This window comes from Deinococcus marmoris (genome assembly GCF_001949125.1).
In the GTDB taxonomy this organism is placed as follows: Bacteria; Deinococcota; Deinococci; order Deinococcales; family Deinococcaceae; genus Deinococcus; species Deinococcus marmoris_A.
In genome coordinates, this window is the sequence record NZ_MSTI01000133.1 from 1 (window position 1) to 22197 (window position 22197).

28 protein-coding genes and 1 pseudogene are annotated in these 22197 nt (G+C 64.7%); 14 read left to right on the forward strand and 15 right to left on the reverse strand.

Annotated features, from left to right (window positions below; all coding sequences use genetic code 11):
* The 4 genes and pseudogenes from BOO71_RS18840 to BOO71_RS18855 all read right to left on the reverse strand — a co-directional run.
* A pseudogene (locus tag BOO71_RS18840) lies at positions 1–207 on the reverse strand (IS4 family transposase); the annotation flags it as partial.
* A gap of 117 nt (positions 208–324) precedes the next feature.
* On the reverse strand, positions 325–717 hold the full coding sequence (locus BOO71_RS18845) for a transposase (protein ID WP_075834970.1): 393 nt from the start codon (positions 715–717) through the stop codon (positions 325–327).
* Entirely contained in the window at positions 692–1255 is a 564-nt protein-coding gene (locus tag BOO71_RS27175; protein ID WP_139323046.1) for a hypothetical protein, read from the reverse strand. Before BOO71_RS27175 ends, BOO71_RS18845 begins: the two co-directional genes overlap by 26 nt.
* 238 nt (positions 1256–1493) lie before the next feature.
* Complete coding sequence (locus BOO71_RS18855; protein ID WP_175607480.1) at positions 1494–2231, reverse strand: alpha/beta hydrolase family protein; 738 nt, start codon at positions 2229–2231, stop codon at positions 1494–1496.
* Positions 2232–2311: 80 nt separating this feature from the next.
* On the opposite strand from BOO71_RS18855, the gene BOO71_RS18860 reads away from it, so the two are divergent.
* Positions 2312–2656, forward strand: a complete 345-nt coding sequence (locus BOO71_RS18860) for a MerR family transcriptional regulator (protein ID WP_075834974.1) — start codon at positions 2312–2314, stop codon at positions 2654–2656.
* A 416-nt stretch (positions 2657–3072) separates the two neighbouring features.
* The gene (locus BOO71_RS18865; RefSeq protein ID WP_075834976.1) at positions 3073–4842 is read left to right on the forward strand and encodes a sensor histidine kinase; all 1770 of its coding nucleotides are present in this window, start codon (positions 3073–3075) and stop codon (positions 4840–4842) included.
* Here the strand turns inward: BOO71_RS18865 and BOO71_RS29095 are convergent.
* Positions 4839–4961, reverse strand: coding sequence for a hypothetical protein (locus BOO71_RS29095; RefSeq protein ID WP_303046745.1), 123 nt, complete (start codon positions 4959–4961; stop codon positions 4839–4841). The two genes, BOO71_RS18865 and BOO71_RS29095, sit on opposite strands and share 4 nt — an antisense overlap.
* A gap of 11 nt (positions 4962–4972) precedes the next feature.
* Between BOO71_RS29095 and BOO71_RS18870 the strand changes: the two genes are divergently transcribed.
* Positions 4973–5161, forward strand: a complete 189-nt coding sequence (locus BOO71_RS18870) for a DUF6440 family protein (RefSeq protein ID WP_075834978.1) — start codon at positions 4973–4975, stop codon at positions 5159–5161.
* A gap of 776 nt (positions 5162–5937) precedes the next feature.
* Here the strand turns inward: BOO71_RS18870 and BOO71_RS18875 are convergent.
* Complete coding sequence (locus tag BOO71_RS18875; protein WP_075834980.1) at positions 5938–7308, reverse strand: MFS transporter; 1371 nt, start codon at positions 7306–7308, stop codon at positions 5938–5940.
* Between the two features lie 133 nt (positions 7309–7441).
* Here BOO71_RS18875 and BOO71_RS27180 point away from each other — a divergent pair, with 133 nt between their 5' ends.
* The 4 genes from BOO71_RS27180 (at position 7442) to BOO71_RS18890 (ending at position 11507) form a co-directional block, all read left to right on the forward strand.
* The gene (locus BOO71_RS27180; RefSeq protein ID WP_175607481.1) at positions 7442–8206 is read left to right on the forward strand and encodes an AraC family transcriptional regulator; all 765 of its coding nucleotides are present in this window, start codon (positions 7442–7444) and stop codon (positions 8204–8206) included.
* 149 nt (positions 8207–8355) lie between these two features.
* A complete protein-coding gene (locus tag BOO71_RS27965) occupies positions 8356–8493 on the forward strand; it encodes a hypothetical protein (protein WP_175607482.1) in 138 nt (45 codons plus the stop codon).
* 348 nt (positions 8494–8841) lie between these two features.
* Positions 8842–10212: a hemolysin family protein gene (locus BOO71_RS18885; protein ID WP_075834984.1), complete on the forward strand. Its 1371-nt coding sequence runs from the start codon at positions 8842–8844 to the stop codon at positions 10210–10212.
* A complete protein-coding gene (locus tag BOO71_RS18890; RefSeq protein WP_075834986.1) occupies positions 10212–11507 on the forward strand; it encodes a hemolysin family protein in 1296 nt (431 codons plus the stop codon). Before BOO71_RS18885 ends, BOO71_RS18890 begins: the two co-directional genes overlap by 1 nt.
* Before the next feature lie 167 nt (positions 11508–11674).
* Here the strand turns inward: BOO71_RS18890 and BOO71_RS18895 are convergent, their stop codons facing one another.
* Positions 11675–11911 carry a Tn3 family transposase gene (locus tag BOO71_RS18895; RefSeq protein ID WP_083653635.1) on the reverse strand — a complete coding sequence of 79 codons (237 nt, stop codon included), beginning with the start codon at positions 11909–11911 and terminating at the stop codon, positions 11675–11677.
* Between the two features lie 32 nt (positions 11912–11943).
* Between BOO71_RS18895 and BOO71_RS29215 the strand changes: the two genes are divergently transcribed.
* Positions 11944–12102, forward strand: a complete 159-nt coding sequence (locus BOO71_RS29215; protein ID WP_368482887.1) for a hypothetical protein — start codon at positions 11944–11946, stop codon at positions 12100–12102.
* Between the two features lie 54 nt (positions 12103–12156).
* Here the strand turns inward: BOO71_RS29215 and BOO71_RS18900 are convergent, their stop codons facing one another.
* Both BOO71_RS18900 and BOO71_RS27190 read right to left on the reverse strand, forming a co-directional pair.
* A complete protein-coding gene (locus BOO71_RS18900; protein ID WP_075834990.1) occupies positions 12157–14028 on the reverse strand; it encodes an HD domain-containing phosphohydrolase in 1872 nt (623 codons plus the stop codon).
* Positions 14029–14162: 134 nt separating this feature from the next.
* A complete protein-coding gene (locus BOO71_RS27190) occupies positions 14163–14507 on the reverse strand; it encodes a transposase (protein ID WP_139323051.1) in 345 nt (114 codons plus the stop codon).
* 317 nt (positions 14508–14824) lie between these two features.
* Here BOO71_RS27190 and BOO71_RS18910 point away from each other — a divergent pair, with 317 nt between their 5' ends.
* The 3 genes from BOO71_RS18910 to BOO71_RS18920 are packed head-to-tail and all read left to right on the forward strand — an operon-like array spanning position 14825 to position 16504.
* A complete protein-coding gene (locus BOO71_RS18910; protein WP_083653637.1) occupies positions 14825–15952 on the forward strand; it encodes a flavin-containing monooxygenase in 1128 nt (375 codons plus the stop codon).
* Positions 15953–15991: 39 nt separating this feature from the next.
* Positions 15992–16240, forward strand: coding sequence for an ATP-binding cassette domain-containing protein (locus BOO71_RS18915; protein ID WP_303046747.1), 249 nt, complete (start codon positions 15992–15994; stop codon positions 16238–16240).
* Between the two features lie 42 nt (positions 16241–16282).
* Positions 16283–16504 carry a hypothetical protein gene (locus BOO71_RS18920; protein WP_075834994.1) on the forward strand — a complete coding sequence of 74 codons (222 nt, stop codon included), beginning with the start codon at positions 16283–16285 and terminating at the stop codon, positions 16502–16504.
* A 7-nt stretch (positions 16505–16511) separates the two neighbouring features.
* Here BOO71_RS18920 and BOO71_RS18925 read toward each other — a convergent pair whose 3' ends face one another.
* Together BOO71_RS18925 and BOO71_RS18930 are read right to left on the reverse strand one after the other, a co-directional pair.
* The gene (locus tag BOO71_RS18925) at positions 16512–16760 is read right to left on the reverse strand and encodes an HNH endonuclease (protein ID WP_254843217.1); all 249 of its coding nucleotides are present in this window, start codon (positions 16758–16760) and stop codon (positions 16512–16514) included.
* 75 nt (positions 16761–16835) lie between these two features.
* Positions 16836–17939, reverse strand: coding sequence for a GGDEF domain-containing protein (locus tag BOO71_RS18930; RefSeq protein ID WP_083653638.1), 1104 nt, complete (start codon positions 17937–17939; stop codon positions 16836–16838).
* A 445-nt stretch (positions 17940–18384) separates the two neighbouring features.
* On the opposite strand from BOO71_RS18930, the gene BOO71_RS18935 reads away from it, so the two are divergent.
* The 3 genes from BOO71_RS18935 to BOO71_RS18945 are packed head-to-tail and all read left to right on the forward strand — an operon-like array spanning position 18385 to position 19967.
* Positions 18385–18570, forward strand: a complete 186-nt coding sequence (locus BOO71_RS18935) for an antitoxin VbhA family protein (RefSeq protein WP_075834998.1) — start codon at positions 18385–18387, stop codon at positions 18568–18570.
* Positions 18551–19111, forward strand: coding sequence for a Fic family protein (locus tag BOO71_RS18940; RefSeq protein ID WP_075835000.1), 561 nt, complete (start codon positions 18551–18553; stop codon positions 19109–19111). The genes BOO71_RS18935 and BOO71_RS18940 overlap by 20 nt, the downstream gene beginning before the upstream one ends.
* A gap of 43 nt (positions 19112–19154) precedes the next feature.
* On the forward strand, positions 19155–19967 hold the full coding sequence (locus BOO71_RS18945) for a hypothetical protein (RefSeq protein WP_075835002.1): 813 nt from the start codon (positions 19155–19157) through the stop codon (positions 19965–19967).
* Between the two features lie 189 nt (positions 19968–20156).
* Here BOO71_RS18945 and BOO71_RS18950 read toward each other — a convergent pair whose 3' ends face one another.
* From BOO71_RS18950 to BOO71_RS18965, 4 genes are all read right to left on the reverse strand, one after another.
* Positions 20157–21221 carry a sodium:calcium antiporter gene (locus tag BOO71_RS18950; protein WP_075835004.1) on the reverse strand — a complete coding sequence of 355 codons (1065 nt, stop codon included), beginning with the start codon at positions 21219–21221 and terminating at the stop codon, positions 20157–20159.
* Complete coding sequence (locus BOO71_RS18955; protein WP_075835006.1) at positions 21218–21409, reverse strand: hypothetical protein; 192 nt, start codon at positions 21407–21409, stop codon at positions 21218–21220. The genes BOO71_RS18950 and BOO71_RS18955 overlap by 4 nt, the downstream gene beginning before the upstream one ends.
* Positions 21406–21663, reverse strand: coding sequence for a hypothetical protein (locus tag BOO71_RS18960; RefSeq protein WP_075835008.1), 258 nt, complete (start codon positions 21661–21663; stop codon positions 21406–21408). Before BOO71_RS18960 ends, BOO71_RS18955 begins: the two co-directional genes overlap by 4 nt.
* 236 nt (positions 21664–21899) lie before the next feature.
* Positions 21900–22197 (reverse strand): integrase core domain-containing protein (locus tag BOO71_RS18965; protein WP_139323050.1); only part of this gene is annotated, 298 nt, incomplete at its 5' end.

The following is a 22197-nucleotide window of genomic DNA, read 5'->3' on the forward strand; positions in this document are numbered from 1 at the left end:
TGTGCGGTCCAGGCTGAATTCGCGGGGCTTGGCATCCGGCAACAACGCCAGAACCAGGCGGGCGACGTCCAGCGGACAGAGCGGATGCTTGTCAAAGAATCGCTCGATCTTGCGGATGACTGAGGCCGTTTGAGCGTTGCCAGAGCAACGCTCGGCCAGTGCAGCGTGGCGAACGTCTTTGGCTTGAACCAGCGCCAGGACGAGCATGGCGAGCAGCTCCACCTGATTTTTGCGGTATTCAGGAAAATGAGAGAAGAGGCACAGACTCAGCGATTTCAGAGATGGACAAGACGCGCTCTGTTCTCGCGTACTGGACGATGAATTTCAAGTCCCTCTAAAAAGTGTCGGGTACTGAGGTGTCCCCGTCTCCGTTCGGAGACGGATTTCATTCAGCCCGAAGTCGTACTTTGCTGATTTGAAGAATGACTCGATCAACCAGCGCCGTTTGTGCCGCCGGGTCAAGGTGCGTCCACCACCGGGCAGCGTGTCCAGCACGTAAAAGCGTTTGAACTGACCTGCCCGTGGCAACGTCACCCAGGAGGCGTAGAGCTTGACCCCTGGAAGGGTGTCAAGTTCGACACATTCACCGCGCTGCACGTCTTTGAGCCGCCGTCCGTCGCGAAGCCGCAGATTGCTCTTGCCACCCAAACTCACATGCTCAAAGCCCCAGTGGCGCAAGAGATCAAACGTATCAGCGCTGTAAAATCCCGAATCCATCACCACGAATTGCTTGATCCCACCCACCCCACTGGTAGGGATGAAGCCGCTTGATCAGGCGCAAGGCGAGCGTGATGGGGGTGACTTCAGGGTGGGCGGGATCGTAAATCTCGCATCCCATCGGAAAGCTCAGCTTTCCGATGCTCACGTGCATCACCACCAGATGCAGGCCATGCACTTTGTTGTCAGTGCGGACATACGGCAATTTCTGGCCTGTTTTCTCCACGCTGGTCAGATCAACGCGAATCACCATCCAGGGGTGCGAACGCCTGATCTGGTGGGCGTATTTGCGTAGTTGCTCGACTTGCCAGCGCCATCTGTGGCGCTGGCATGGTTGCAGTGGCCCCCCAGCATTGAGGTGACGGCTTGCGGTGCTTTTGGAAATGCCCGTCATGTTCTTCAGGAGCGTGGCCCGTTCTGGATCAAGGAACGATCCTAGAGCAGCATCCCAGGTTCGCCAGGCGGTGGGGGTAAATTCCCGCTCGATATCACGGTACAGTTGCAGGGCGTCTGGGACAGCTTCGATTGCTTTGTTCACACCAACAAGAGAAGCACGTTCCAGACGTGCTTTTTATCGATATACACACATTGCAACTCATGAGTATTATATGTATTTCTGGAGGTCTGGACTCTGGTTGGGGAAACCCGCAACAGGCGAGGGGGTCCGCCCTCCAGAGGCGCATTCGCGTTCCAACGCGGTAACGTTCGGATTCTGCCGGCGAATCCAGACGGCACGCAGTTGGGAAAAGTGCGAGAACCTTGTTCTTTTGGGGAAATCACTTTGTTAATTCAGCCCAGGTCACCAGCTCGCGAACAATAACGGCCCACTGGGCCTCGTCCGGTTCGTGGGCCATGTCGGCGTACTCCAGCGGCTGGACTCCAGCGGCTTCGGCGTACAGCCGGCTGATCTCCGGCGCACAAATGCGGTCGTGCGCGCCTATCACCACCAGGGTCGGCACGTTCAGCCCGGCGGCGTGGGTCACCGGCGAGCCTTCGCGCCACTGTTCCGGAGCCAGAATCGCGTTGTAGCAGCGCCTCAGGAAGCGGAGACTGGACGTGTCATAGACCGCACGCAGGTCGGTGGGGGCACTCACCGCCACCACGTGCGTGGCGCGGGAGACCTGTCCCCCGGGGACGGAGACGCTCAGCAGCGCGCTCAGCCCACCCATGCTGAAGCCCAGCAGCACCAGCGGTCCGCTGACCCCAGGCTGTCCGGTCAGCCACGCCAGCGCCGCGCCCAGATCGGCCGGCCCGCTGAGGCCGTAGTCGTCGCAGCCCGCCGAGCCTCGCCAACCGCGTTGGGACAGGCTCAGGGCGTGCCAGCCGGCGGCGTGCAACTGCCGGGCCGGATGAACCATCGCGCCCGCATCCTGTCCCCAGCCGTGCAGCAGCAGCGCCGCAGGAGCTTCACCCGGGTGCCGCCAGAAGTATCCGCCCAGCTCGCCGGCCGGGCCGGGGAGATCCACTGGCGTCGCGTCTGGAAGCGGGGGCAGGGTCAGGCCGGGAATGGTCATGCCTTCCATTCTCCACCCCTGCTGAGGAGCCAGGCCGCCTTGATCGTTGCTCCATTCCTGACCCGACCCCTTGACCCTGATTGCGTGGAGAGCGGATCGGACAACTCGCCAGCGCAACCGGCGTCAGTGCCCGTGCCATTCGCCACGACGACGGCCTCGGCCTGCTGACCCCCACCCGGGGGGACAACCCGTGCCGGGCGTTTCAGGTGGAGGACGTCGGACGGGTCAAGCTCATTCAGATGTTCCTCGGCACCGGGTTCAGGCTCGACGAGATTCGCGAACGGGTGCCCTGCTTTCGCTACGGGCAGACCACGCTGGGGGCCTCCGTGGAGGAAGTGCGCGTCCTGTACGCCTGCAAAATTGCGGATGTGGACGCGCAGATTGCCGGCCAGGCGGTCAGCGGACAGGTCAGCCCCACCGACTGAAGCTTCAGCGCTCCTTACCGCACCCGGCTGGTCCGGTCGTGCGCCCCCCTCCTCGCACCCAGACGCCCACGTCATAAGGAGTCCCGTCACGCAGATTCAGCAGATTCGCGACGCCACCCTGAAGCTCGCCTACGCGGGCAAAACCTTCCTGGTCGACCCCATGCTCGCCCAGCAGGATGCCCATCCTGGCCTGCAGGGCACCGTGAACAGCGAGCGACGCAACCCCACGGTGGGCGCCACGGCCTTCAGCGAGGCTGCGGCTCCCCGTCCAGCGGGCCTGACGAGGTGGCTCTCGGTCCTGTTCAAGCGGGGGTGACGAGGCACGCGAACTTCCGCCTGACAGGGCTTTATAGTGCCCAGCGATGTCCGACTCTGGCCACTCCGCGACGGGCGGGCCCCCTGATGAACTGACCGAGATGCGTGAAGCTCTGGCCGCCGCCCAGCGTCAGAACGAGGTGCTGTCCACCTTCGTGGCCCTGAGTGAGGCGGCGGCCACCACCGATGACCTGATCACACTGGCCCGCCACGTCGGGGACGTGCTGCGCCGCAACATCCCCCACCTGTTGGCGGTCTACTTCACGCGCCAGGGAGAGCGCTGGGTGGCCGACCTGGCCAGCGACGCGGTCCCCCCGGAGTTCATGGCGCTGGTCCGGGCTGGGCTGCCCCTGGACACGCCGTTCCTGGCCCAGACCGTGGCCGCCCGCACGCCGCAGTTCTTTGACCACTGGAACCCGGCAGAGCAGGGCACGCCGTATGCCGAGCAGTTTCAGGCGGCGGGTGCCGCTCCCTTTTTTGAGGGGGGACGGGCCGTCGCGCTGCTGACGGTGGGGCTGGTGGGCCAGGCGGTCTGGACCGCACAGCAGCGCCAACTGTTCTTGGCGGTGTATCAGGCCCTGTACAGCGCCCAGCAGCGCAGCGTCCTGGCCCAGGAACGGCAGCGCTCCCTGGAAGCGTTCATGAACCTGACCGAACTCATCGGCACCGAGACCGAGCCTCTGCAACTGGCGCAGCGGGCCAGGGACTTCCTCCAGGCGTCCATGCCCGAGTGGTCTGTGGGGTACTACGAGTGGGCGGACGGGTGGTGGCGGGCGCTGCTGGCCGACGTGCCGGACCCCGAACTGCGCGCGTCGCTGTTCGCCGGCCTGCCCGACACCACCCCTGGCTACCGTGCAGCAGTGGATGCAGGCCGCCCCGTGTTTTTTGATCACTGGAACGCGGCAGAGCAGGAGTTCACCCACACTGAGTCGTATGGCAAGGCCGCCTTCGCCCCGTACTTCCGGGACGGCGCACCAGTGGCCATGTTCGTGGTAGGCAGCCAGCATCGCCGGGAATGGCTACCGGAAGACCGCGCGGTGTTCGAGACCGTTGGGCGTAGCCTGGGGCTGGCCCTGGAACGGGCGTGGCAAGCCCAGGCCCTGGAAGACCGCAGCCGCAGGTTGCAGGCCAGTGAAGCGCAGCTTCAGCGCAGCAACCGCGAGTTGAAGGCCGCCAACGAGGACCTCGAAGCCTTCGCGTACAGCGCCTCGCACGACCTGCGGACCCCGGTGCGCCACGTCAAGGGGTTTGTGGCGATGGGCCGCCGCGCCCTGCTGGACGGTCAACTCGAGAAAGCGGAGCGCGCCCTGAACGTGATGGAGGGGGCCGCCGATCAGATGAACGCCATGATCGACGCGATGCTGGCCCTGTCGCACAGCAGCCAGCGCCCGCTGGACCACCGGGCGGTCCACCTGGACGCGCTGGTGGACCACGCCCGCGCGAACGTGGCCGATGAGGGGACAGGCCGCGACATCGCCTGGCAGGTGGAAGGCTTGCCGCAGGTGATGGGCGACGCAGCCACCTTGCAGCAGGTGCTGACCAACCTGCTGAGCAACGCGGTGAAGTTTACGCGCACGCGCGAGCAGGCCGTGATCGAGATCGGGACGCAGGCGGGAGAGGAGGCGTGGACGGTGTGGGTGCGCGACAACGGCGTGGGCTTCGATCCGGCCTATGCGGGCAAGTTGTTCGGCCCGTTCCAGCGGCTGCACCGGCACAGCGAGTTCGAGGGCACCGGGATCGGGCTGGCAACCGTGCGCCGCATCATCCTGCGCCATGGGGGGCGCATCTGGGCGAACAGCGTGCCTGGAGAGGGCACCACCTTCTCGTTCACGCTGCCGCACATTCGCCCGCTGGAGCTGGACGGCGGCTAAGCCAGGGTCTCCTCAGCGGTGCGGTCTTCCTCCACCTGGCGGTGTCCTTCCAGGATCTCGATATCGTACGCGTGCAGCTTGACCCGGCTGGTTTTGCCGCGTCTGGGTCCAGGTGACATAGGCTAATAACATGGCCAAGACCAAGCGCTTTGAAACCGTCCACGAAGAGAAGAGTCTGACCGAAGTCACGCGCATTCTGCGTGACCGGGAAACGGGCGTGTGTTACCTGTATCAATGGCTCGGGACGGGCGGCGGCCTGACCGTGCTGGTGGACAGGGACGGCAAGCCCCTGGTCATGGACGATCAGCCCCAGACCTGACCCCGCTCAGCCTCATGGGCGCCGCTGGATTGAGGGCGTCCGTCTGAGGTTCAGGGCGTGGGTAACGACGCCAGACATAAAAAAAGCGGCCTTCAGGCCGCTTTGATTTCTTTAATATAGGGCGGTATTCAGCCGCTGTCAAATACATGCATCGGATGCCGGGCGAACAGCCAGGAAGAGAGGCAGGATCAGCGGCCAGGGCCAGGCGGGGAGGGGCCAGGCAAGCTGCCACAGATTGGGCGCTGGCTTCCTGGACGTTCGTCAGATGTGTTCCTGGACTTGGCCTCCTGGATTGGGCCATTTCCCGCTCAGCGCTGGGCTTGCCGCGCAGGACTTGGGGTGACCTGATACGGATTCCGTCTGTTTCGTGAACAAACCGGGAAAGCTCTGGTTCGTTCACTCCACGCCCGGAACCCGTCCTTCTCGCTCTCGTCATGAACAGACTGTCGTCGTGAGACAGCACCCGTATGGGGCTACTTCTCCCCAGGAGGACGCTCTTCCTCTGCTGGCGCAGCTCTGGGAGTCCCGCTCGGATTTCACCGTTTTTGCAAACGATTCAATCGGAGTCCGTATGAGACTCGAATATCAGCGTCCTGTTCGGGAAGTTCTGCCAGACTGCGCGTCTTCGTCCTCTTCCGGAGACGCGCGGTCCCCCTGGTTTCGCGTGTCCTTGAACATTCCGGCGCACAGGTCAGCACCGATCACCGGCTTCCTGGCCTCACCGAGGTCAAGGGCCTTTTGGATTTCGTGGGATGGAGACCTGTGCTCACCCTCTTTCAAGGCTGCGCCGCCGATGGGGACACCTGCCAGACGCTCAATGCGCCCACCAGACACACCGCTGCGGCGATCACCAGGGCCAGGCCCGGATGGGCCGTGCCCCCCGCCGCCAGGACCGAACCCAGCGTTGCGACGCCCACGACGCTGCCCACCTGGCGGGCCGCATTCAAGGCGGCCGCGCCGACGCCCGCGAGGTGAACCGGCACTTCGCTCAGGGCCAGGGCCGTCATGGGCGACACTGCCATCCCGCTGCCCAGGCCGAAGGTCACCATGCCCAGCCAGAACGGGGGACTCAGGGCCTGGGCCGACACGCTCATGGTCAGGATGCCCAGGCCCATCAGTACCAGTCCGAGCCGCAGTGGCCAGTGTGAACCGAACCGGGCTGCGAGCAGGCCGCCCGGCAGGGTCATGCCTGCGGACACCACCGTCATCGGCAGAAATGCCAGCCCGGCCTGCAGGGCCGTCCAGCCATGCGCCTCCTGAAAGGCCAGGGCCAGCACAAACAGCAGGCCGTACTCCCCGAAGTTAAAGGCGAAACCGGCCAGGGACCCGCGCGTGAAGCTCGGCACCCTGAACAGGCTGGGCGGCAGCATCGGGTGGGCCGTGGTGCGCTCCCGCCACATGAAGGCGGCCAGCAGCACCGCCGCCGCCACCAGCGCGGCCACGACGCGCGGATGGCCCATGCCCAGGGCGCTCATCTCGATCAGGCCGTACGTCAGGCTGGACAGTGCCAGCATGATCAGGAGTTGTCCCGGCACGTCAAACGACGCCCGCCCCACGCGGGGCGTTTCCTGGACGTGCTGCCAGGTGGCCCACAGCGCCAGCATGCCAGCAGGGATGTTCAGCAAGAAGATGCTGCGCCACCCCAGGCCACTGGTCAGCAGTCCGCCCACCAGCGGGCCTCCAGCAAACGCCACGCCCGCCACGGCTGCCCACACCCCAAGGGCACGGCTGCGCGCGGCAGGATCCGGGTAACTGGACGTGATCAGCGCGATGGAGGCCGGCAGCATCAGGGCCGCGCCCAATCCCTGAAGGGCGCGGGCGGCCATCAACACGCCCGGGCCGCCCGCGACGCTACACAGCACCGACGCGGCGGTAAACACGCCGAGGCCCGCCAGGTAGGTGCGGCGGTTGCCGAAGCGGTCCCCGAAGGCTCCGCCGGAAAGGATCAGGCCGGCGAGCACCACGGTGTAGGCGTTGACAACCCACTGAAGGGTCGCCGTGCTGCCGCCCAGTTGCCGTCCGATGTCCGGCAGGGCAACGTTGAGGACGGTGGTGTCGAGGACCACCAGGAAAAAGCCCAGGCAGACCGCCAGCAGGGGGAGCAAGCGCAGTCCGGTAGGGGGTGAGGCCAGGGCAGCCTGGCTCATGACGCGATCCGCTGGAGGGGTGCGGGAAAGAGAAGAGGCAGGGTGCGGTTCATGGACTCATGATGGCCAGTCCAGCAGGCTCTGTCTTGATGTTATTGTCGGCGGCTGGCACGGAAACTTGCATAGTGGTGGTGTGGCCCACCCCCTGAGCGCACTTTCCCCCCAGATCCTCCAGGCGCTGTTTGACCGCCTGCCAGACACGATGTTCTTTATCAAGGACCGGGAGGCGCGTTATGTGCTGGTCAACCGGACGATGGTGAAGCGCAGCGGCAAACAGCGCAGCGAGGAGGTGCTGGGCCAGACGGTGGAGGCATTGTTCCCAGGCAGCTTCGGGAGAAATACGACCCTGATGGACTTGCAGGTGATCGCGCGTGGCGAGGGGGTGCAGGACAAGCTGGAGCTGTACCACATTCCGCAGACGCTCGCCCTGGGTTCTGGAATGGCCCGCCCACACTGGTGCCTGACCCACAAGTTGCCCCTGCGAGACGCGGGTGGTCAGACGGTGGGGCTGGTGGGTGTCTCACAGGACCTTGCGCAACCGGACGAGCGCAACGTGCTGTACCGGCAGGTGGCGCGGGTGGCCGCCTACGTTGAGGAACATTACGGGGAAAGCCTGAGAATCCCGCATCTGGCACGGATTGCGGATCTGTCCGAGGACGGTCTGGAACGAGGAACGCGTCAGGTGTTCGGGCTGACGCCCAAGCAACTGGTGATGAAGGTCCGGCTGGAGGCGGCCTCCAGATTGTTGCGGCAGACCTCCATGACGGTCACGGAGGTGGCCCATCGGTGTGGGTACGCGGACCACAGCGCCTTCACGCGGGTGTTCCGCAGTGCGGTGGGCCTGACGCCCACGCAGTACCGCAGGGTTCAAGGCGGGTGGGCCGATGGGGACACCTGAACCGGGATGGTGGGCAATCGACGGAAGTTACGGCATGAACCTCCTGTCCGCAAGCTCGCGGACAGGAGGTTCAAGTTCTGGTGGTCCACCTTATGGCGGCCACCTGATCAGCACACCAGCGCGCAGGCTGAACCCGGACGCTGGCGAGCGTGGACGCCATGCTTTCCAGCAGCGGCCACCTGTGGATCGGCGCGCGCCTGGATGACCTGCGAAGTTCAGCATCGGCAACTGGAAATGAGTTGCGTTCGGCGTGGCCGATCTGGCCACAGCGGGTGCTGCGGCGGTGACCTTGACGGCCTGCTGTTGCCAGGTGCAGACCGGCGAGGCATGGCGACACGGCTGGGCCACTGGCGCACGTATAAACTCCACTACCCCTGCACGGACTACGAAGGCTGCTGACCCCTCTGCCCAAAACCTCTCTGGCAGGGTGGCCTGATCTGGAAGGCAAAATCTCGCGATATCTGGCCTGTGGTGGAAGGGCACGCCCGCTCGTTCCAGATGTTCCGTTCCTCATTCAGCCAGGTCCGGTTCATTCCTCCACTTGCGTTATGCTCCACCAACATGCTTCCTCCTCAACCGGACGCCGGTTCCGACTCCCGGCAAGGCACAGCCCCCAAAGGCGGTGCCAGCGCCGTATGAGCCTCGCACTGACCCTGGCCGTCATCCTGATCATGGTGGGCTTTAATGCCCTGTACGTGGCCGCAGAGTTCGCCACAGTGGGTTCGCGGCGCTCACGTGTGCAGGCCGCCGCCGAGGGGGGTAACCGGAATGCCGCCGCCCTGCTGGCGATCCTGAGCGACCCGAAACGGCTGGACACCTACGTGGCCGCCTGCCAGATCGGCATTACCCTCAGCAGTCTGGTGGCCGGATCGTTCGGGCAGGCCCGGCTGACCCCGCTGCTGACCCCCGTGCTGGGCAGTGTGGGCGGCAACGTGGCGGCCACGGTGATCGTGCTGGTCTTCATCACCATCTTGCAGGTGGTGCTGGGCGAACTGCTGCCCAAGACGGTGGCGCTGCGCTACCCCGAACGGCTGGCGGTGGCTGTGCTGCGCCCGCTGCAAGTCAGCCTGCTGCTGTTCCGGCCCCTGATCGCCGTCTTTAATGGCGCGGCCTTCGCGGCCATGCGGGCCTGGGGTCTGAACACGGACCACAGCCACGCCCACGTCCACTCGCCGGAAGAACTGGAAGACCTGTACCGCCAGAGCGCCCGCGGCGGCCTGATCGACGCCAGTGAGCGCGAGATGGTTTCCGGCGTGCTGGGTGTGGAGGAGCGGGTGGCCCGCGAGATCATGACCCCGCGTGTGCGACTGGTCAGCGTGCCCGCTTCCCTGAGTGTCCGCGAGGCCCTGGCCCGGCTGGCGCAGACGCCCTACACGCGCTTTCCAGTCACGGGTGAGCGCCCAGAAGGCGGCCCGGACGGAAGCAACCCAGACGACGTGATCGGCATGATCCACCTGCGCGAACTCTTTCTGACCGCCGAAACCCGCCCCGACGCTCCGGTCTCCGAGATCATGGTGCCCCCGCTGATCGTGGCCGAGGGTCTGAGTGTGCCGCGCCTGTGGCTTCGTCTGCGCGAGAAAGGACGGCACAGCGCCGTGGTGGTGGACGAATACGGCAGCGTGGCAGGGTTCGTGACGCTGGAAGACACGCTGGAAGAAATCTTTGGCGAGATGCAGGACGAGTTTGATCAGGAAGACGATCCTGTGACCGTCCAGAGTCAGATGGGCCAGGGTCAGGCGGGCCGAACCCAGCAGGTCAGCGTGCGCGGCGACGTGCTGGTGGATACCCTGAATGACCGTTTTGACCTGCGCCTGCCCACCGACGAGGTGGACACCATCGGTGGACTGATGTGGCAGGGCCTGGGCCGCTGGCCTGAGGTGGGCGACGAACTGACGCTGGGAGACATCGTCCTGCGCGTCGAGGCGATGGAGCGCCGCACGGTGCAGCGGGTGGGCTTCACGCTGACGGGTGGCGAGGACGACGGCAGCATCGGGGGCGGTCAATAGTGCTGACTTACATTCTGCCTGTCGTCATCATCGTCGTGCTGGTGCTGCTCAACGGCCTATTCGTGGCCGCCGAATTTGCGCTGGTGGCCTCGCGCCGCAGCCGCCTGCTGGTGCTGGCCGAGGGCGGGAGCTGCGCGGCCCGCTGGTTGTATGACCTGACCGCGCAGCTCACCGGCAAGGACCGTTATATCGCCGTGGCGCAACTGGGCATCACGCTGGCCTCGGTGGGGCTGGGGATGTACGGCGAACCGGCCATCGCGGCGTGGCTGTACGGCCCCTTCGAGGGCTGGGGGCTGTCCTATGCGGCGGCGCACACGGTGGGTTTTATCGTCGCCCTGAGCCTGATCACCTTCATGCACGTCGTCTTTGGCGAGATGATCCCCAAAGCGCTGGCGCTGCAAACCCCGGAGGCGGTCAGTGTGCGGGTGCATCCGCTGATGCAGGTCTTCGGTTTCATCTTCCGGCCCATGATCTCGCTGCTCACGGCGCTGGCCCTGGGCCTCATGCGCCTGCTGAAAATCCGCGAACCCGGCGAGGGCGCGCTGCTGTACACCAGCAAAGAACTGAGCATCGTCACCGAGGAAAGCGCCGAGGGCGGCCAACTGGGCGAGCAGCAGCGCGACCTGATCCAGAATATCTTTGCCCTGGAAGACCGCACCGCCGAGGAACTGATGACCCCCCGCCGCAGTCTGAAGGCGCTGCCGCTGGAGGCCACCGCCGACGAGATGCTGGGCTGGCTGCACCGGTCACCGCGCAGCCGCTACCCGGTCTTCGACGGCGATCTGGACAACGTGGTGGGCGTGCTGCACATCAAGGACTTCATCCGGGCGCGCACGCAGGGCCGTTCGCTGACGCTGGCCGGGCTGATCCGTCCGCTGCCCAGCGTGGCGGCCAGTTCCCCCGCCGAAGACCTGATGATCCTGTTCAAGCACGGGCGCAGCCACGCCGCTCTGGTGGTGGACGAATTCGGCGGCACCCTGGGCTTTGTCACGATGGACGACTTGATCGAAGATGTTATGGATTCCGGCCCCGAAACGGGAGACCAGTGGATTGTGGTCAATCCCGACGGCTCCTTTTCTCTCAACGGCGGGGTGACCCTGAGTGATCTGCGGGGGGACCATGGCCTGACCCTGCACAGCGGGGAGGCCACCACCGTGGCGGGCCTGCTGCTGAACGCCCACGGCACGGTTCCGCCGCCCGGCACCGTGATCCAGATCCAGGGTTACGAGCTGACTGCCGAGGCCGTTGAGGGTCTCAAGGTCACCCGCGTCCACCTGCGCCGTCTGGAAGCATGATACGGATTCCGTCTGTAACGCGGCAGGAATCGGAACAGCGCCGATTCCTCCACTCCACGCCCGGAACCCGTTTTTTTCCTGCTCGCTATCGTCGCGAACAGACGCCCATGAGGACGCTGCTCATCTGCGTCGCAGCTCTGCGAGTCCCGCTCGGATTACGGGTGTTTTCAACATCCTCTAATCAGAGTCCGTAGCATCTGCCGCAGTTCACCTTTCCGTTTGTGGAACACGGCCCAACCCACGCCGTGCCACGGCTCACCCCGGTTGATCTGCCGCAGGATGCGCTGCCAGAACGCCTCGTCACCCACGGAGTTCAGCAGAAACAGGGTCTTCTCAACGCGGCCAAACTGCGCAAGGGCACGGTCCAGACCCGACATCCTACCCTTGCGGTGCAAGGTCCGCATCACGGCGGTAGCCTTAACCTTGTCCAGCTTGAGTGATCCACGCCATGTCCGGCGGCGATCAGCCGCCCATGGACGACGTGGCGGCCCAGTTCATCGAGTGCGCCGTAATCGGCTTCCCGGCCCATGCGCAGGAAGCGTTGACGGGGCAGATCGGCGAGGCGGTGGCTGAAGCGGTAGCCCAGCAGGCCTGACAAACACTGGAATCCGGCTGGACGCTCTCTTTTCCTCTACGCTCATAGTTTCTGTCAGGCCGTCAGTCGAGATCGCTCCATCAGGCTCAGAAACGCACGGACGATATTCGGATCGAATTGCCGCCCAGACTGCCCCGCGATTTCTGAAAGGGCGTCCTCATGACTCCAGGCAGGCTTGTACGGACGTTCACTGATCAGTGCGTCGTACACGTCGCAGACCGCAAAAATGCGCGCATTCAGGGGAATGTCAGTCCCGACCAGGCCATCTGGGTATCCGCCGCCGTCCCAGCGTTCATGGTGGGAACGGATGACCTGGAGCGTTTCCTCAGAGAGTCCAGCGATCCGCGTGGCCAGGTCATGCCCCTGGACGACATGGCTCTGCATGACGGTCCATTCTTCACTGGTGAGCCGGCCCGGTTTCCTGAGAATCTCATCTGGGACGCAGAGTTTCCCGAGGTCATGCAGGTAGGCTCCTTGCCGCAGGTGGTGCAGGTCAGTGGTGTTCAGGCCGAGGTGCTCGCCAAGTTGCTCGGCCATGGTGGCGGCGCGGTGGGTGTGACCACTGGTTTCAAAATCCCTGGCTTCGAGGACGATGCCGAGGGTCAGCATGCCCGCTTCCAGGGTAGAGCGGACTTCGCTGACCGTACGGCGGAGTTCAAGGGCGTGTTCCAGGCGCAGCGCAGTGAGTTCCATGATCTTGCGCATCTGTGGAGTGATCGTCTGCCAGCGGTTCACAGCGCGCAGGACAATGGCAGCGGTCACGTGGCCCTGACTGAGAACGGGCGTGACGATGGCACTCTTGACGCCCTGTTCAACCATGACCGACATGTTGTCTGGAGTACTCGGGTAGTCGGTACTCCACGCCGTGGTCCGCGTGCGGTGAGCTGTGTCGATCATGCCAGTCCCAGCGAGGGCCATGCGGACGTGCAAGGCCGGTTGGGCAACCGGGACGCCCTCTCCCTGGGCCTGATGGGAGAAGAAGGCTTCGTTTCCATCTATGACGACGTAGGCAGCCTGATCGAAGTTGAGCACGCTCAGCAGTCGGTTCAGGGCGTGCTGGATCAGATCACCTGGGTCTCGGAGGGCCTCGAGTTCCTGAGAAAAGGTCACGAAGGAGTCGATTTCGTGTTCTCCAGGGGTGGCCTCCCTGAACTGTTCTTTCTTGAGTTGCAGGTGTTCGTCAGCGATGGCGAAGGCGCGCTCATAAGCCGTTTCGACTTCCCAGACGGCCATGCCGGCGGTGAACGCTTCTACGCCTTGCATCGGACCAGGGAGCGCTCTGTTCGTCTGACCCAGCAGCTCCTGAAGCGCCCGCTGATCATGGCCGGGCGTGAGGATCACGAACTCGTCTCCGCCCCAACGGCAGATCAGCGCCTCGGCAGGCACAGCTTCCCGGAGGGCGTGCGCGACGGTCCGAATGTGCGCGTCTCCCCCGCTGTGTCCACGCAGGGTGTTGACGCTCTTCAACAGATTCAGGTCGATGACAGCCAGAACGTGTGGGAAGCTCAGGGTGCGCTGCGCCTGTATGAAAGCGGTGCGGGTCAGGCAACCGGTCAACGCATCGAAGTCGGTGGACATGGCATTCCCGGCGCTTCTGGGCAGCCGCCGGACGTGAACGGTCAGACCGCCGTGGTCCGGGTAGATGATGATGCCGATCCACCCCTGGTGGCGGTCACCGAACACTTCCAGTTCTGTCCGCTGCTGGACGTTCAGGACGCGCCTGAAGGCGGTCATGACCTCCGGCATGGCCTTTGTTGGAAGGGCGTCCTCGTAGGTCCGGCCGAGCAGTTCGTGAAGCTCCTTTCCCCACGCCTTGAGGGCAAATGCATTCACGAAGGTCAGGCGCTCATTCGCGTCAAGGCTGAACATGATGTCCTCTACCCGGTCAAATGGGTGCACGGTGACGTGCGAGACGCTGGAAGGCATAGGGCAGGCTAGCTTTCAGGTAATGACAGAAGGTTCACGGCGTCCGAACATTTGGGGAATGCCTGGTCTGCCTCTAGTGCCCACCTCAGGAAATTTCACGGTTTGATCACGGGGGTAGAGGCGTATAAGTTTGCTCAATACCCGACAGTTTCTGCTCTCATCGTCTGGTGCGGCATCCAGAGTCGAATGAGATGGAGCAGTTCATCTGCCGAATCCCCAACCTGACGGGAAGACGCTCGGACGAGCGCCCGGAGGCCCAGGGTCACGAAACTCCACGCCAGCCGTCCGTGTGTTTTAAGGGCAGTCTCCTGGTCGATGTCGACCAGGACGGTCCAGACATACGCCAGGGTCCGCAAACAGAGCAGCCGCGTCACACGGGCTGGAAGGGTCATGTGCGTGTTTTCCAATCGAAAGCCCTTGGTCTTGAGCGCTCTGAATAGACATTCGATTTTCCAGCGTTTGCGGTAGCCCTTCAGAATGTGCTGACCCTTTGCCTATGCTGGCTAATCCAGCACCCGCCGGGTCACCCGCAACTTCTGTGCAGAAGCGATCAGGCCAGCAGAACTCGGCACTTCAGCAGATCGAGGCTCGCCCGGTCACTCACGGCTCACCAGCCTACCGGCATTAAGTTGCCAGAACCGTATGTGCTGGTTGCTGGCCACCATCTGCCCGGCTGGGTGTACGGATTCATGGCCACCATGCTCGTCCTGGGCGGCCTGTCCACGTGGCGTCAAAGTTGTACCCGGGCGTCCACGTCCGCACGCGTGGTAAATGATGATGGAGGCAGGAAACTATGATGACCCATGAACCTATCCCTCCGGCATACGCCTGGGCACGCCCAACCGATCACGGCACCTCTCCACTCAAGGCCGACGCGCTGGTGATCGGTGCCGGCTCAGCGGGCCTTGCAGCAGCTTACTGGCTGGCACAACGGAGTGTGAAGTTCACCGTTCTGGAAGCTGGACCCAGTCCGTCTGGGGCGTGGCCCGCGTACTACAGCAGCCTGAAGCTGTTCACGCCTGCCCGGCACTCCAGCCTGCCGGGCCTGCCGTTTCCCGGCCCACCCGGCCACTACCCGTCCCGGGACGCCATGGCCGCCTACCTGCGCGCCTACGCCGCACATTTTGCCCTGCCGATCGAGCGGGGTGCAGATGTCATCCGGGTGCAGCCGCAGATGGGCAGCTTTGAGGTCATCGCACAGGACGGCCGGACGTGGTCAGCCCGGACGGTGGTGGCCGCCACTGGCACCTTCCGGCGGCCCCTGCAACCATCCCTGCCAGGGGCCAAAAGCAGCGCTGTCAAGGTGATGCACTCCTCGGCGTACCGGCACCCGGAGCCTTTCGCGGGGGAGCGGATCGTGGTCGTCGGGGCAGGCAATTCCGGCGCGCAGATCGCCGCAGAACTGGGCCGGGTGGCGCGGGTGACACTCGCGGCCCGCCACCCGCTGAGGCTGTTCCCGCAGCGGCCACTGGGCCAGGACCTCACAGACTGGCTGACGTGGTCCGGCGTGGAGCGCCTGCCCCTGGGTGTTTTCGGACGCGTGCCAGACGCGCAGCCGGTCATCGCGGTACCGGGTCTGCGCGCCGCCCTGGGCCACGGGAATCCAGACGTCCGGCCCATGTTCACGGCCCTGACCCGTGACGGCGTGCGCTGGGCGGACGATACGGTGGAGTCCGTCGATACCGTGATCCTTGCGACCGGCTACGGCTGGAACGGCTCATATCTGCCGGCAGCGGCCATCAGCACGGACGGGGAACCCTGTCAGCGGCTCGGGATCAGCACGGCGCTTCCTGGCCTGTACTTCGTGGGCCTGCCCGGTCAGCGCACGGTGGCGTCTGGAACGGTGCGCGCCGCTGGCCCGGACGCGAAAGCGGTCGTGCGGCACTTGATCCGTCACCTGGAAGGCACCCATGCGCCTCACTGACCTCAGACCGCTGCTGCTGGTCCCCATCCTGTGCTGTGTGTGGTCCAGCTCTGGCCACATATGAACGTCTTTCACAACGTCGCCTCTGGCCTCAAGTTGCGGCGTGTCTCCAAAACCGATATCGCGCGGAAAGTGGGACAGGCGCTGGAATTCGTCGGTTTGCCGGGAATGGAGAAACGTAGTCCAGCGCAGCTCTCCGCCGGGCAGCAGCAGCGGGTGACGCTGGCCCGCGCTCTGGTGGACGGAATTCACGCCTCCCGAAAAGTGTCGGGTACTGAGGCAGCTTGATTCCCAAAATGGACAAAATCGAACTTACAGACTGCGGACGACGTGCGCCAGACGCTCGTCGTCCGCTGGGCTGCCCTGGTCTTTCACCGCGAACTGAAGCAGATCACAGGGATTGAAGGCTGTCAGTGCCGTCTAGGACGATCTCAGCGCAATCATGTTGGCATAGCGATGCTGGTCTGGATTCGATTGGCCCAAGCTGCGCGAGAAGCAAAGAAGACGATATACGCGCTGAAATTTGGCCTCCTCGACGAGTACATGCGTTAGCAACTTGCTAACCCATTTGTAGGTTTCGCGTAAGCCCTAATTCGATGTGAGCGTGATACCGCTGGCTGGGCATCACCAGCAGGTTGCTTGGATCGTTGTTGGTGCTGTCGCCGTTACGGTGGTGGACGATCATCTCACCGGGGGCCAGCGGGCGGGCCAGCATCTGCTCGGCCAGGACACGGTGCAGCGAGCGGACTTTACCCGCTGTCTTGTCACGCACCTTGCGGTAGACCTTGCGCCGCTTCACTCTCTCCACCTCCCCGCTGACACAGCCGTTTTCAGTGTCCAGATCAGTTTACGCCGTCATACAGGGCAGGCTCCATTCAGTCCATCAGGCTGGCCCCACTTCATGTAGCTTGTTGGCCGCCAGGGCCATGCGGCGTTTGTGCTGGTACATGGCCTGATCAGCCCGCGACAGCCAGACGTCTGCCGACTCCCCCATCTGCCAACGCGCCGCCCCCACACTGGCCCCAGCCTCCGGGTAGGTGTCCTGCACCTCCAGCGCCGCCGCCGCCACCAGCGCCTGTGCCGTGATCGGTCCCTCCTGAAACAACACTGCGAACTCGTCGCCACCGATGCGGAACACCTGACCATTGGCAGGACTGGCCCGAGTGAACCCCACCGCAAATCGGCTGAGCAGGTCGTCGCCCGCCGCGTGCCCCAGCGCGTCGTTGATCCCTTTGAGGCCGTCCACGTCGATCACCGCCAGCCACCAGCCGGGCTGTGCCCCTGCTGCGACGCGGGCCAGCTCACGGTCCAGGGCGCGGCGGTTGAGCAGCCCCGTCAGCGGATCGCGGTGGGCCAGCTCATGCAGGGTCTGCGCATGCCCCTCCGCATGCGCGAGCTGGTCACGAACCGTCCCGAACGCGCGCAGCACCGCGATCAGGGCACCGTGAGACAGCAGGGCCGTGAGCAGCACCATCACACCATCAAACGCCCCGGTCTGGCCCAGGGTGCGCGCGGCGTGCGGCAGGGCCGTGATGACGAGGGCAGCCAGGACAACGGACGCTTGCCAGGTGGCCGTGCGGGGCGGCCCCTGGATGAACATGAAGACGTACACGGTGGTCAGGTAAAGCAGCACAGCCAGCCGCACCATGTCGGTGGCCGGGTGATCCGGCAAGACGTACAGCGCCACGGCCCAGGTCACGAGCAGGACGGCGGCATACGTCAGTGGGGCAAGGGTGAGCAGCGCCCGTTGCCAGTGGGCCGGGCCAAAGAGCGCCAGCAGGGTGTAGGCGATGATGACGCCCTGAGTGGCAAGGTACAGCGGCGTTAGAAGACGCAGGACCCCCAGGATCAACAGCCCGACTCCGGCGGCCAGGAGCGGCGTCCACAGCAGCAGGCGGGCGGACTCCCCTACCGTGGGGGCCAGCCACCAGGGGGCGAATGGGTCTCCAGCTCTTCGAGCGCAAAGCCGTTGGAAACAGCGCAGCATGGGAGAAGGTCACCTCCCCTGATGACGTCGGTGCGGGCCAGAGACGCCGCGCGACAACCCTGAACCGGGTTCAGAACCATCAGAAGGGTAAATGTTGAACTGTCACCCGGTCCGCACCCGTCCCGCGCCGCGCCTTCATCAACTGGAGGGTGGGGGGAGTGCGCGGCGACGCGGCGAAGAGCAGTGGAGGAGCCTGAATAAGGCGATCAATGGGTGGGTCACGGATCTGCCCTGCACGATCAACGCCCGCGCGTCGTGCAACCGCGCACGGTGGGCGTCAGCGGATGCCGCCCGGACTCCGAAATCCCCTTGGCCTCCAGATCCAGGATCAGCAGTTCGGCAGGCAAAAGGGCGGACAACTCAGGCGGTTCGGTCTGGGGCCTTGAACTGGTAGGGAAAGCTGCCCTGGCTTGCTTCACATCCCCTGGAGGCCGATACTCGGGCCATGACGAAGACCGCGCCCCGTGACCTCAGCGCGCCTGCCGTGCGGCGTCCGGCAGGTGAACCCAGCCGTGAGCTGCGCGCCGAGATGGTGGACCACGCCGTGTCCAGCCTGCGCCTGGAGGGTTTCGAGATCACGCCCGAGCAGCTTGCAGACCTGCGGGAGAGCCGTGGGTCACACCGGGACTGACGGCCAGCCCTTCAGCTCCGACGAGATCGAGCGCCTTCAACGGGCGCTCGTCGCTTTGGAGGTCTCCTGCCTGCGTGTGGCACCGGAGCGCCTGAGCTTCGCGCTGCTGCTCGGGTGGCACAGCGAACTCTCGGCGGGCATCACGCGCATGCAGCCGGGCGAGTGGCGAAGCGTTGAGATCACCTTCGGCAGCAACTTCGGCACGCCGCCGGAACGCATCACCACGGACCTGGGGCGTGTCCTCGATGTCCACCACCAGACCCTCACCACCTGGGAGGAGGACGCGCCCACCGGGCTGACGGTGCTGGAGTACGCCACGCAGCTTCATGCCGATCTGATCGACATCCACCCGTTCTGGGACGGCAACGGGCGGCTCTCCAGGCTGGTGCAGGCGTGGCTGTGCTGGTCCTACGGCCTGCCTGCGCCGCGCTACGTGGACCGCCCGCAGTACCTCGCTGGCCTCAACCGCTACCTACACACGGGCAGTCTGGGCCTGCTGATGCAGGCGACGATGGCCGCGCTGCCCGACGCGCAGGAGTGAACGCTGCGCAGCTCCCAGTCCAGCTCTTACAATGCAGCCATCCATGAACCGATTTCTGATCCGTGGCCTGCTGCCCGTGGCGCTCGTCCTCTCCGCCTGTGACCGCGCGTCAACGCCTCAGGCATCTGGAACCGTGCCCGTCGACCGGATGACGGGCACAGTGTCCATGAGCGCCGCTGGCCCAGCAGACGCGGCCAGCGACCTGCTCACAGGGCGCACCCTCACCCTGGACGTCGGCGCTCGTGGCTGGGACGATGGGCAGGGGGGTCTTGGCTACACCGCCCACTACGGCTTTGACGTGTTCCCCGTGGCCAGCACAGTTATTGACGCGGCGTACAGGTACTCGATCAGCCTCCCCAGGCAGGTGCCCGCGTCGTCGTTGACCCCGGCCACGGGCATCTGGACCACCGATCCGTTCACGGCTGGAACATGCGCCCCTGCAGTCAAGCAGTTCAGCGATCCCGCCATGAACCTGGGCATGGCGACGCTACGCGTGCTGCCGGGCGGCCCATTGACCCGGCAGATCGACGTCGGCTTCCCGCTGGAGTGGCGTTCAAGAGCGCCCGTGGCTGACCTGGTCATGCAGGGCCTGGTGTACGCGGACCGGGCGGGGAGCGTGAACGTTCAGTACGACTGCGTGAGCCAGTTCAACTTCAGGAAGAAGTCCGACACGCAGTTGTCCCTGCAGGCCGGATGGAACGTGCTGATCCTGCACAGCGTGGAGCGCGGCGGCACAGAGGCGACGGGAGCGTTCTACGCCTACGAGATGCGCTCGCGTCCGCTGTCGGCCATAGGGGAGGCGCTGACCTACCTGAGAGACACCGTGTTCTTCGACGCACCCGCGCCGCCTCCCTGACCCCAGCGTTTGGTACAGGTCTCAGGGCCACAGACGCGGGGCCAGCGCCCCTGTCTCCAGAGAAGCGACTGGCTCCTCACGAGAGGAGCTGCTCCTTCTGAACTCCCAGCACGAACAGGCGTCTGTAACCCAATCGCAGCAAGGCAAGGAAGGCCACTGCGTCTGCAGAACACATCCCGCTCATTCCCGTTACCCACCTGAACGGCTGATCAACCAGAGGCCGCCCACGCCTATCAAATACAGGCCCACCACCGTCCAGGAATCCACGCCCATACGGCCCCACTGCCGTGTTCTGCGCAGCACCAGGCCGAACACATACACGGCGGTGAGCAAGGCCCCCAACGCGGTGAGGTACAGGTCCGTCGGCTGAAGTTGCACCAGCACCGCCTGGCCGGAGATCAGCGAAGCGGCCAGGAACAGCACGGGCAGGAAGGCGTTGCCCCCAAAAATGTCACCCAGCGCCAGTTCGATCTTTCCCTGACGAACCGCAGCCAGACCCGTGGACAGTTCGGGCAGAGAGGTGACCACCGCCAGGACCGTGGCCCCGAACAACACGCCGCTGAGCTGAAAGTGCTGGGCGAGCGCGCCGCCGCTGAGGGCTAGCACCCAGCCCGCCCCCAGAGTGACCAGCGCAGCGAAAGCAAACCCCAGGGCCGCTCGGCGGGTGGACATCGGCGCGCCGCCCTGTTTCCCCTGCTTCGCGGGTTGAGGAGGAGTTTCAGATGGAGGCCCATCCAGGTGCCAGGGCAACTTGCTGGCCTGTCCGATCCCCCAGAGGCCCACTCCCCAGAGCAAGGCCACCAGCAGACTGCCCGGCTCCAGGCGGCCCAGCACCGCCGTCCCGGGCAACTGCGCGCCCATGACGACGCCCATCAGGACAGCGATGACCAGCGTGCCCTCAAGCACGGGGGTCAGGGACCCACTCGTAGCGGTCAGGGCGGCGCGGCGGCCCAGACCAAAGGCATCGAGGGCCGCCAGGACCAGGGTCTGGACGGCGATGCCGCCCAGGATGTTCCCGATGGCCAGATCAAGGTTGTGCTGGAGGGCGGCGCTCAGGGTGATGGCGATCTCAGGCAGGTTGGTGGCCACCGCGAGCAGGATCAGGCCGCCCAGAGCCGCGCTCAACTTGAACTGCTTGTCGAGGACAGTGGTGGTATTGGACAGCGTAATCCCTGCGGCCCAGACCGCAGCGGCGGCCAGCGCAAAACTCAGCCCAAGGAGCCAGAGGGGCAGTGAGGACCAGAAGCCGTTCAAGGGGAGATGTGGGCATTGACCTGCGGATGCTCCTCACGGGCAGCGGCATTGTCCTGCGAGGGGTGGCGCTTCTCGTACACAGCGGCGGCGGCCCAGTACGCGATCACGCCGATGCCCACCTTGTTGATCACGTCGCCCACCGAGAAGGCGCTGTGCAGCCAGTTGTCATGCGTCCCCGAGAAGGTCACGCTGGGGCCTGCGTCAGTGACTGGAAGCGCCGCACGCTGAGTTGGTCCATCAATTGCGAGACGTAGCCCTGGGCCTCGTCGCGGGGGCGGCCACCCTGGAAGCAGGTCAACAATTGCTTGTCACCAGTGACAAGCGTGGCCTGGACCTCGTGCCGGAGCTGATCCTCGCGCCCGGTCTGCTGAATGTCCAGGGAAACGATGTGCTGGTCCGAGACCAACTGACCATTGGGCGTTTCCACAAATAAATTCTCCATACCGCGAGCATGGAACTGCGGTTCAGCCCCATTCCGGGGGATTTCACACAGAGTGAAGTGCAGCCTCTGCTGCGGTGAAGACTTGCCCTAGGCGGCGCGGTGTCCCCGTTAAATTCTCCTGTCTCGGGAACGGAGAGACATCGTACTGAAACGGTACATCCACCTCTTCGGTCCAGGGAAAGGTTGATCTGTCAAGGGTTTGGTGGAGGCTGATCTGTCAAGGGTTTGGTGGAGGCTCAGTTCGGGATGGGGGCTTGCTCCTCAAAGGCCGCCGGGGACCGGTAGCCCAACGCGGAGTGACGACGCTGGCGGTTATAGAACACCTCAATCCACTCAAAAACTTCTGTTCGTGTCTGGACACGACCCCACTGCGCCTTTCCAAGCTCCAATTCCGTCTTCAACGTCGCGAAGAAGCTCTCCTGAACGGCGTTATCCCAGCATTCTCCTTTCTCGCTCATGCTCTGAATCGCGCGCAGTCTGTCCAGCGCCTGCTTGTACACCTCACTCGTGTATTGGCTCCCCCTGTCTGAATGG

What these genes read in the sequence shown, in the direction of transcription:
- BOO71_RS18845 (WP_075834970.1), bottom strand. Translation starts at nt 717, where the DNA reads ATGGATTCGGGATTTTACAGCGCTGATACGTTTGATCTCTTGCGCCAC.
- BOO71_RS18855 (WP_175607480.1), bottom strand. Translation starts at nt 2,231, where the DNA reads ATGACCATTCCCGGCCTGACCCTGCCCCCGCTTCCAGACGCGACGCCA.
- BOO71_RS18865 (WP_075834976.1), top strand. Translation starts at nt 3,073, where the DNA reads ATGCGTGAAGCTCTGGCCGCCGCCCAGCGTCAGAACGAGGTGCTGTCC.
- BOO71_RS29095 (WP_303046745.1), bottom strand. Translation starts at nt 4,961, where the DNA reads ATGTCACCTGGACCCAGACGCGGCAAAACCAGCCGGGTCAAGCTGCAC.
- BOO71_RS18870 (WP_075834978.1), top strand. Translation starts at nt 4,973, where the DNA reads ATGGCCAAGACCAAGCGCTTTGAAACCGTCCACGAAGAGAAGAGTCTG.
- BOO71_RS18875 (WP_075834980.1), bottom strand. Translation starts at nt 7,308, where the DNA reads ATGAGCCAGGCTGCCCTGGCCTCACCCCCTACCGGACTGCGCTTGCTC.
- BOO71_RS18885 (WP_075834984.1), top strand. Translation starts at nt 8,842, where the DNA reads ATGAGCCTCGCACTGACCCTGGCCGTCATCCTGATCATGGTGGGCTTT.
- BOO71_RS18895 (WP_083653635.1), bottom strand. Translation starts at nt 11,911, where the DNA reads ATGCGGACCTTGCACCGCAAGGGTAGGATGTCGGGTCTGGACCGTGCC.
- BOO71_RS18900 (WP_075834990.1), bottom strand. Translation starts at nt 14,028, where the DNA reads ATGCCTTCCAGCGTCTCGCACGTCACCGTGCACCCATTTGACCGGGTA.
- BOO71_RS18910 (WP_083653637.1), top strand. Translation starts at nt 14,825, where the DNA reads ATGACCCATGAACCTATCCCTCCGGCATACGCCTGGGCACGCCCAACC.
- BOO71_RS18930 (WP_083653638.1), bottom strand. Translation starts at nt 17,939, where the DNA reads ATGCTGCGCTGTTTCCAACGGCTTTGCGCTCGAAGAGCTGGAGACCCA.
- BOO71_RS18935 (WP_075834998.1), top strand. Translation starts at nt 18,385, where the DNA reads ATGACGAAGACCGCGCCCCGTGACCTCAGCGCGCCTGCCGTGCGGCGT.
- BOO71_RS18945 (WP_075835002.1), top strand. Translation starts at nt 19,155, where the DNA reads ATGAACCGATTTCTGATCCGTGGCCTGCTGCCCGTGGCGCTCGTCCTC.
- BOO71_RS18960 (WP_075835008.1), bottom strand. Translation starts at nt 21,663, where the DNA reads ATGGAGAATTTATTTGTGGAAACGCCCAATGGTCAGTTGGTCTCGGAC.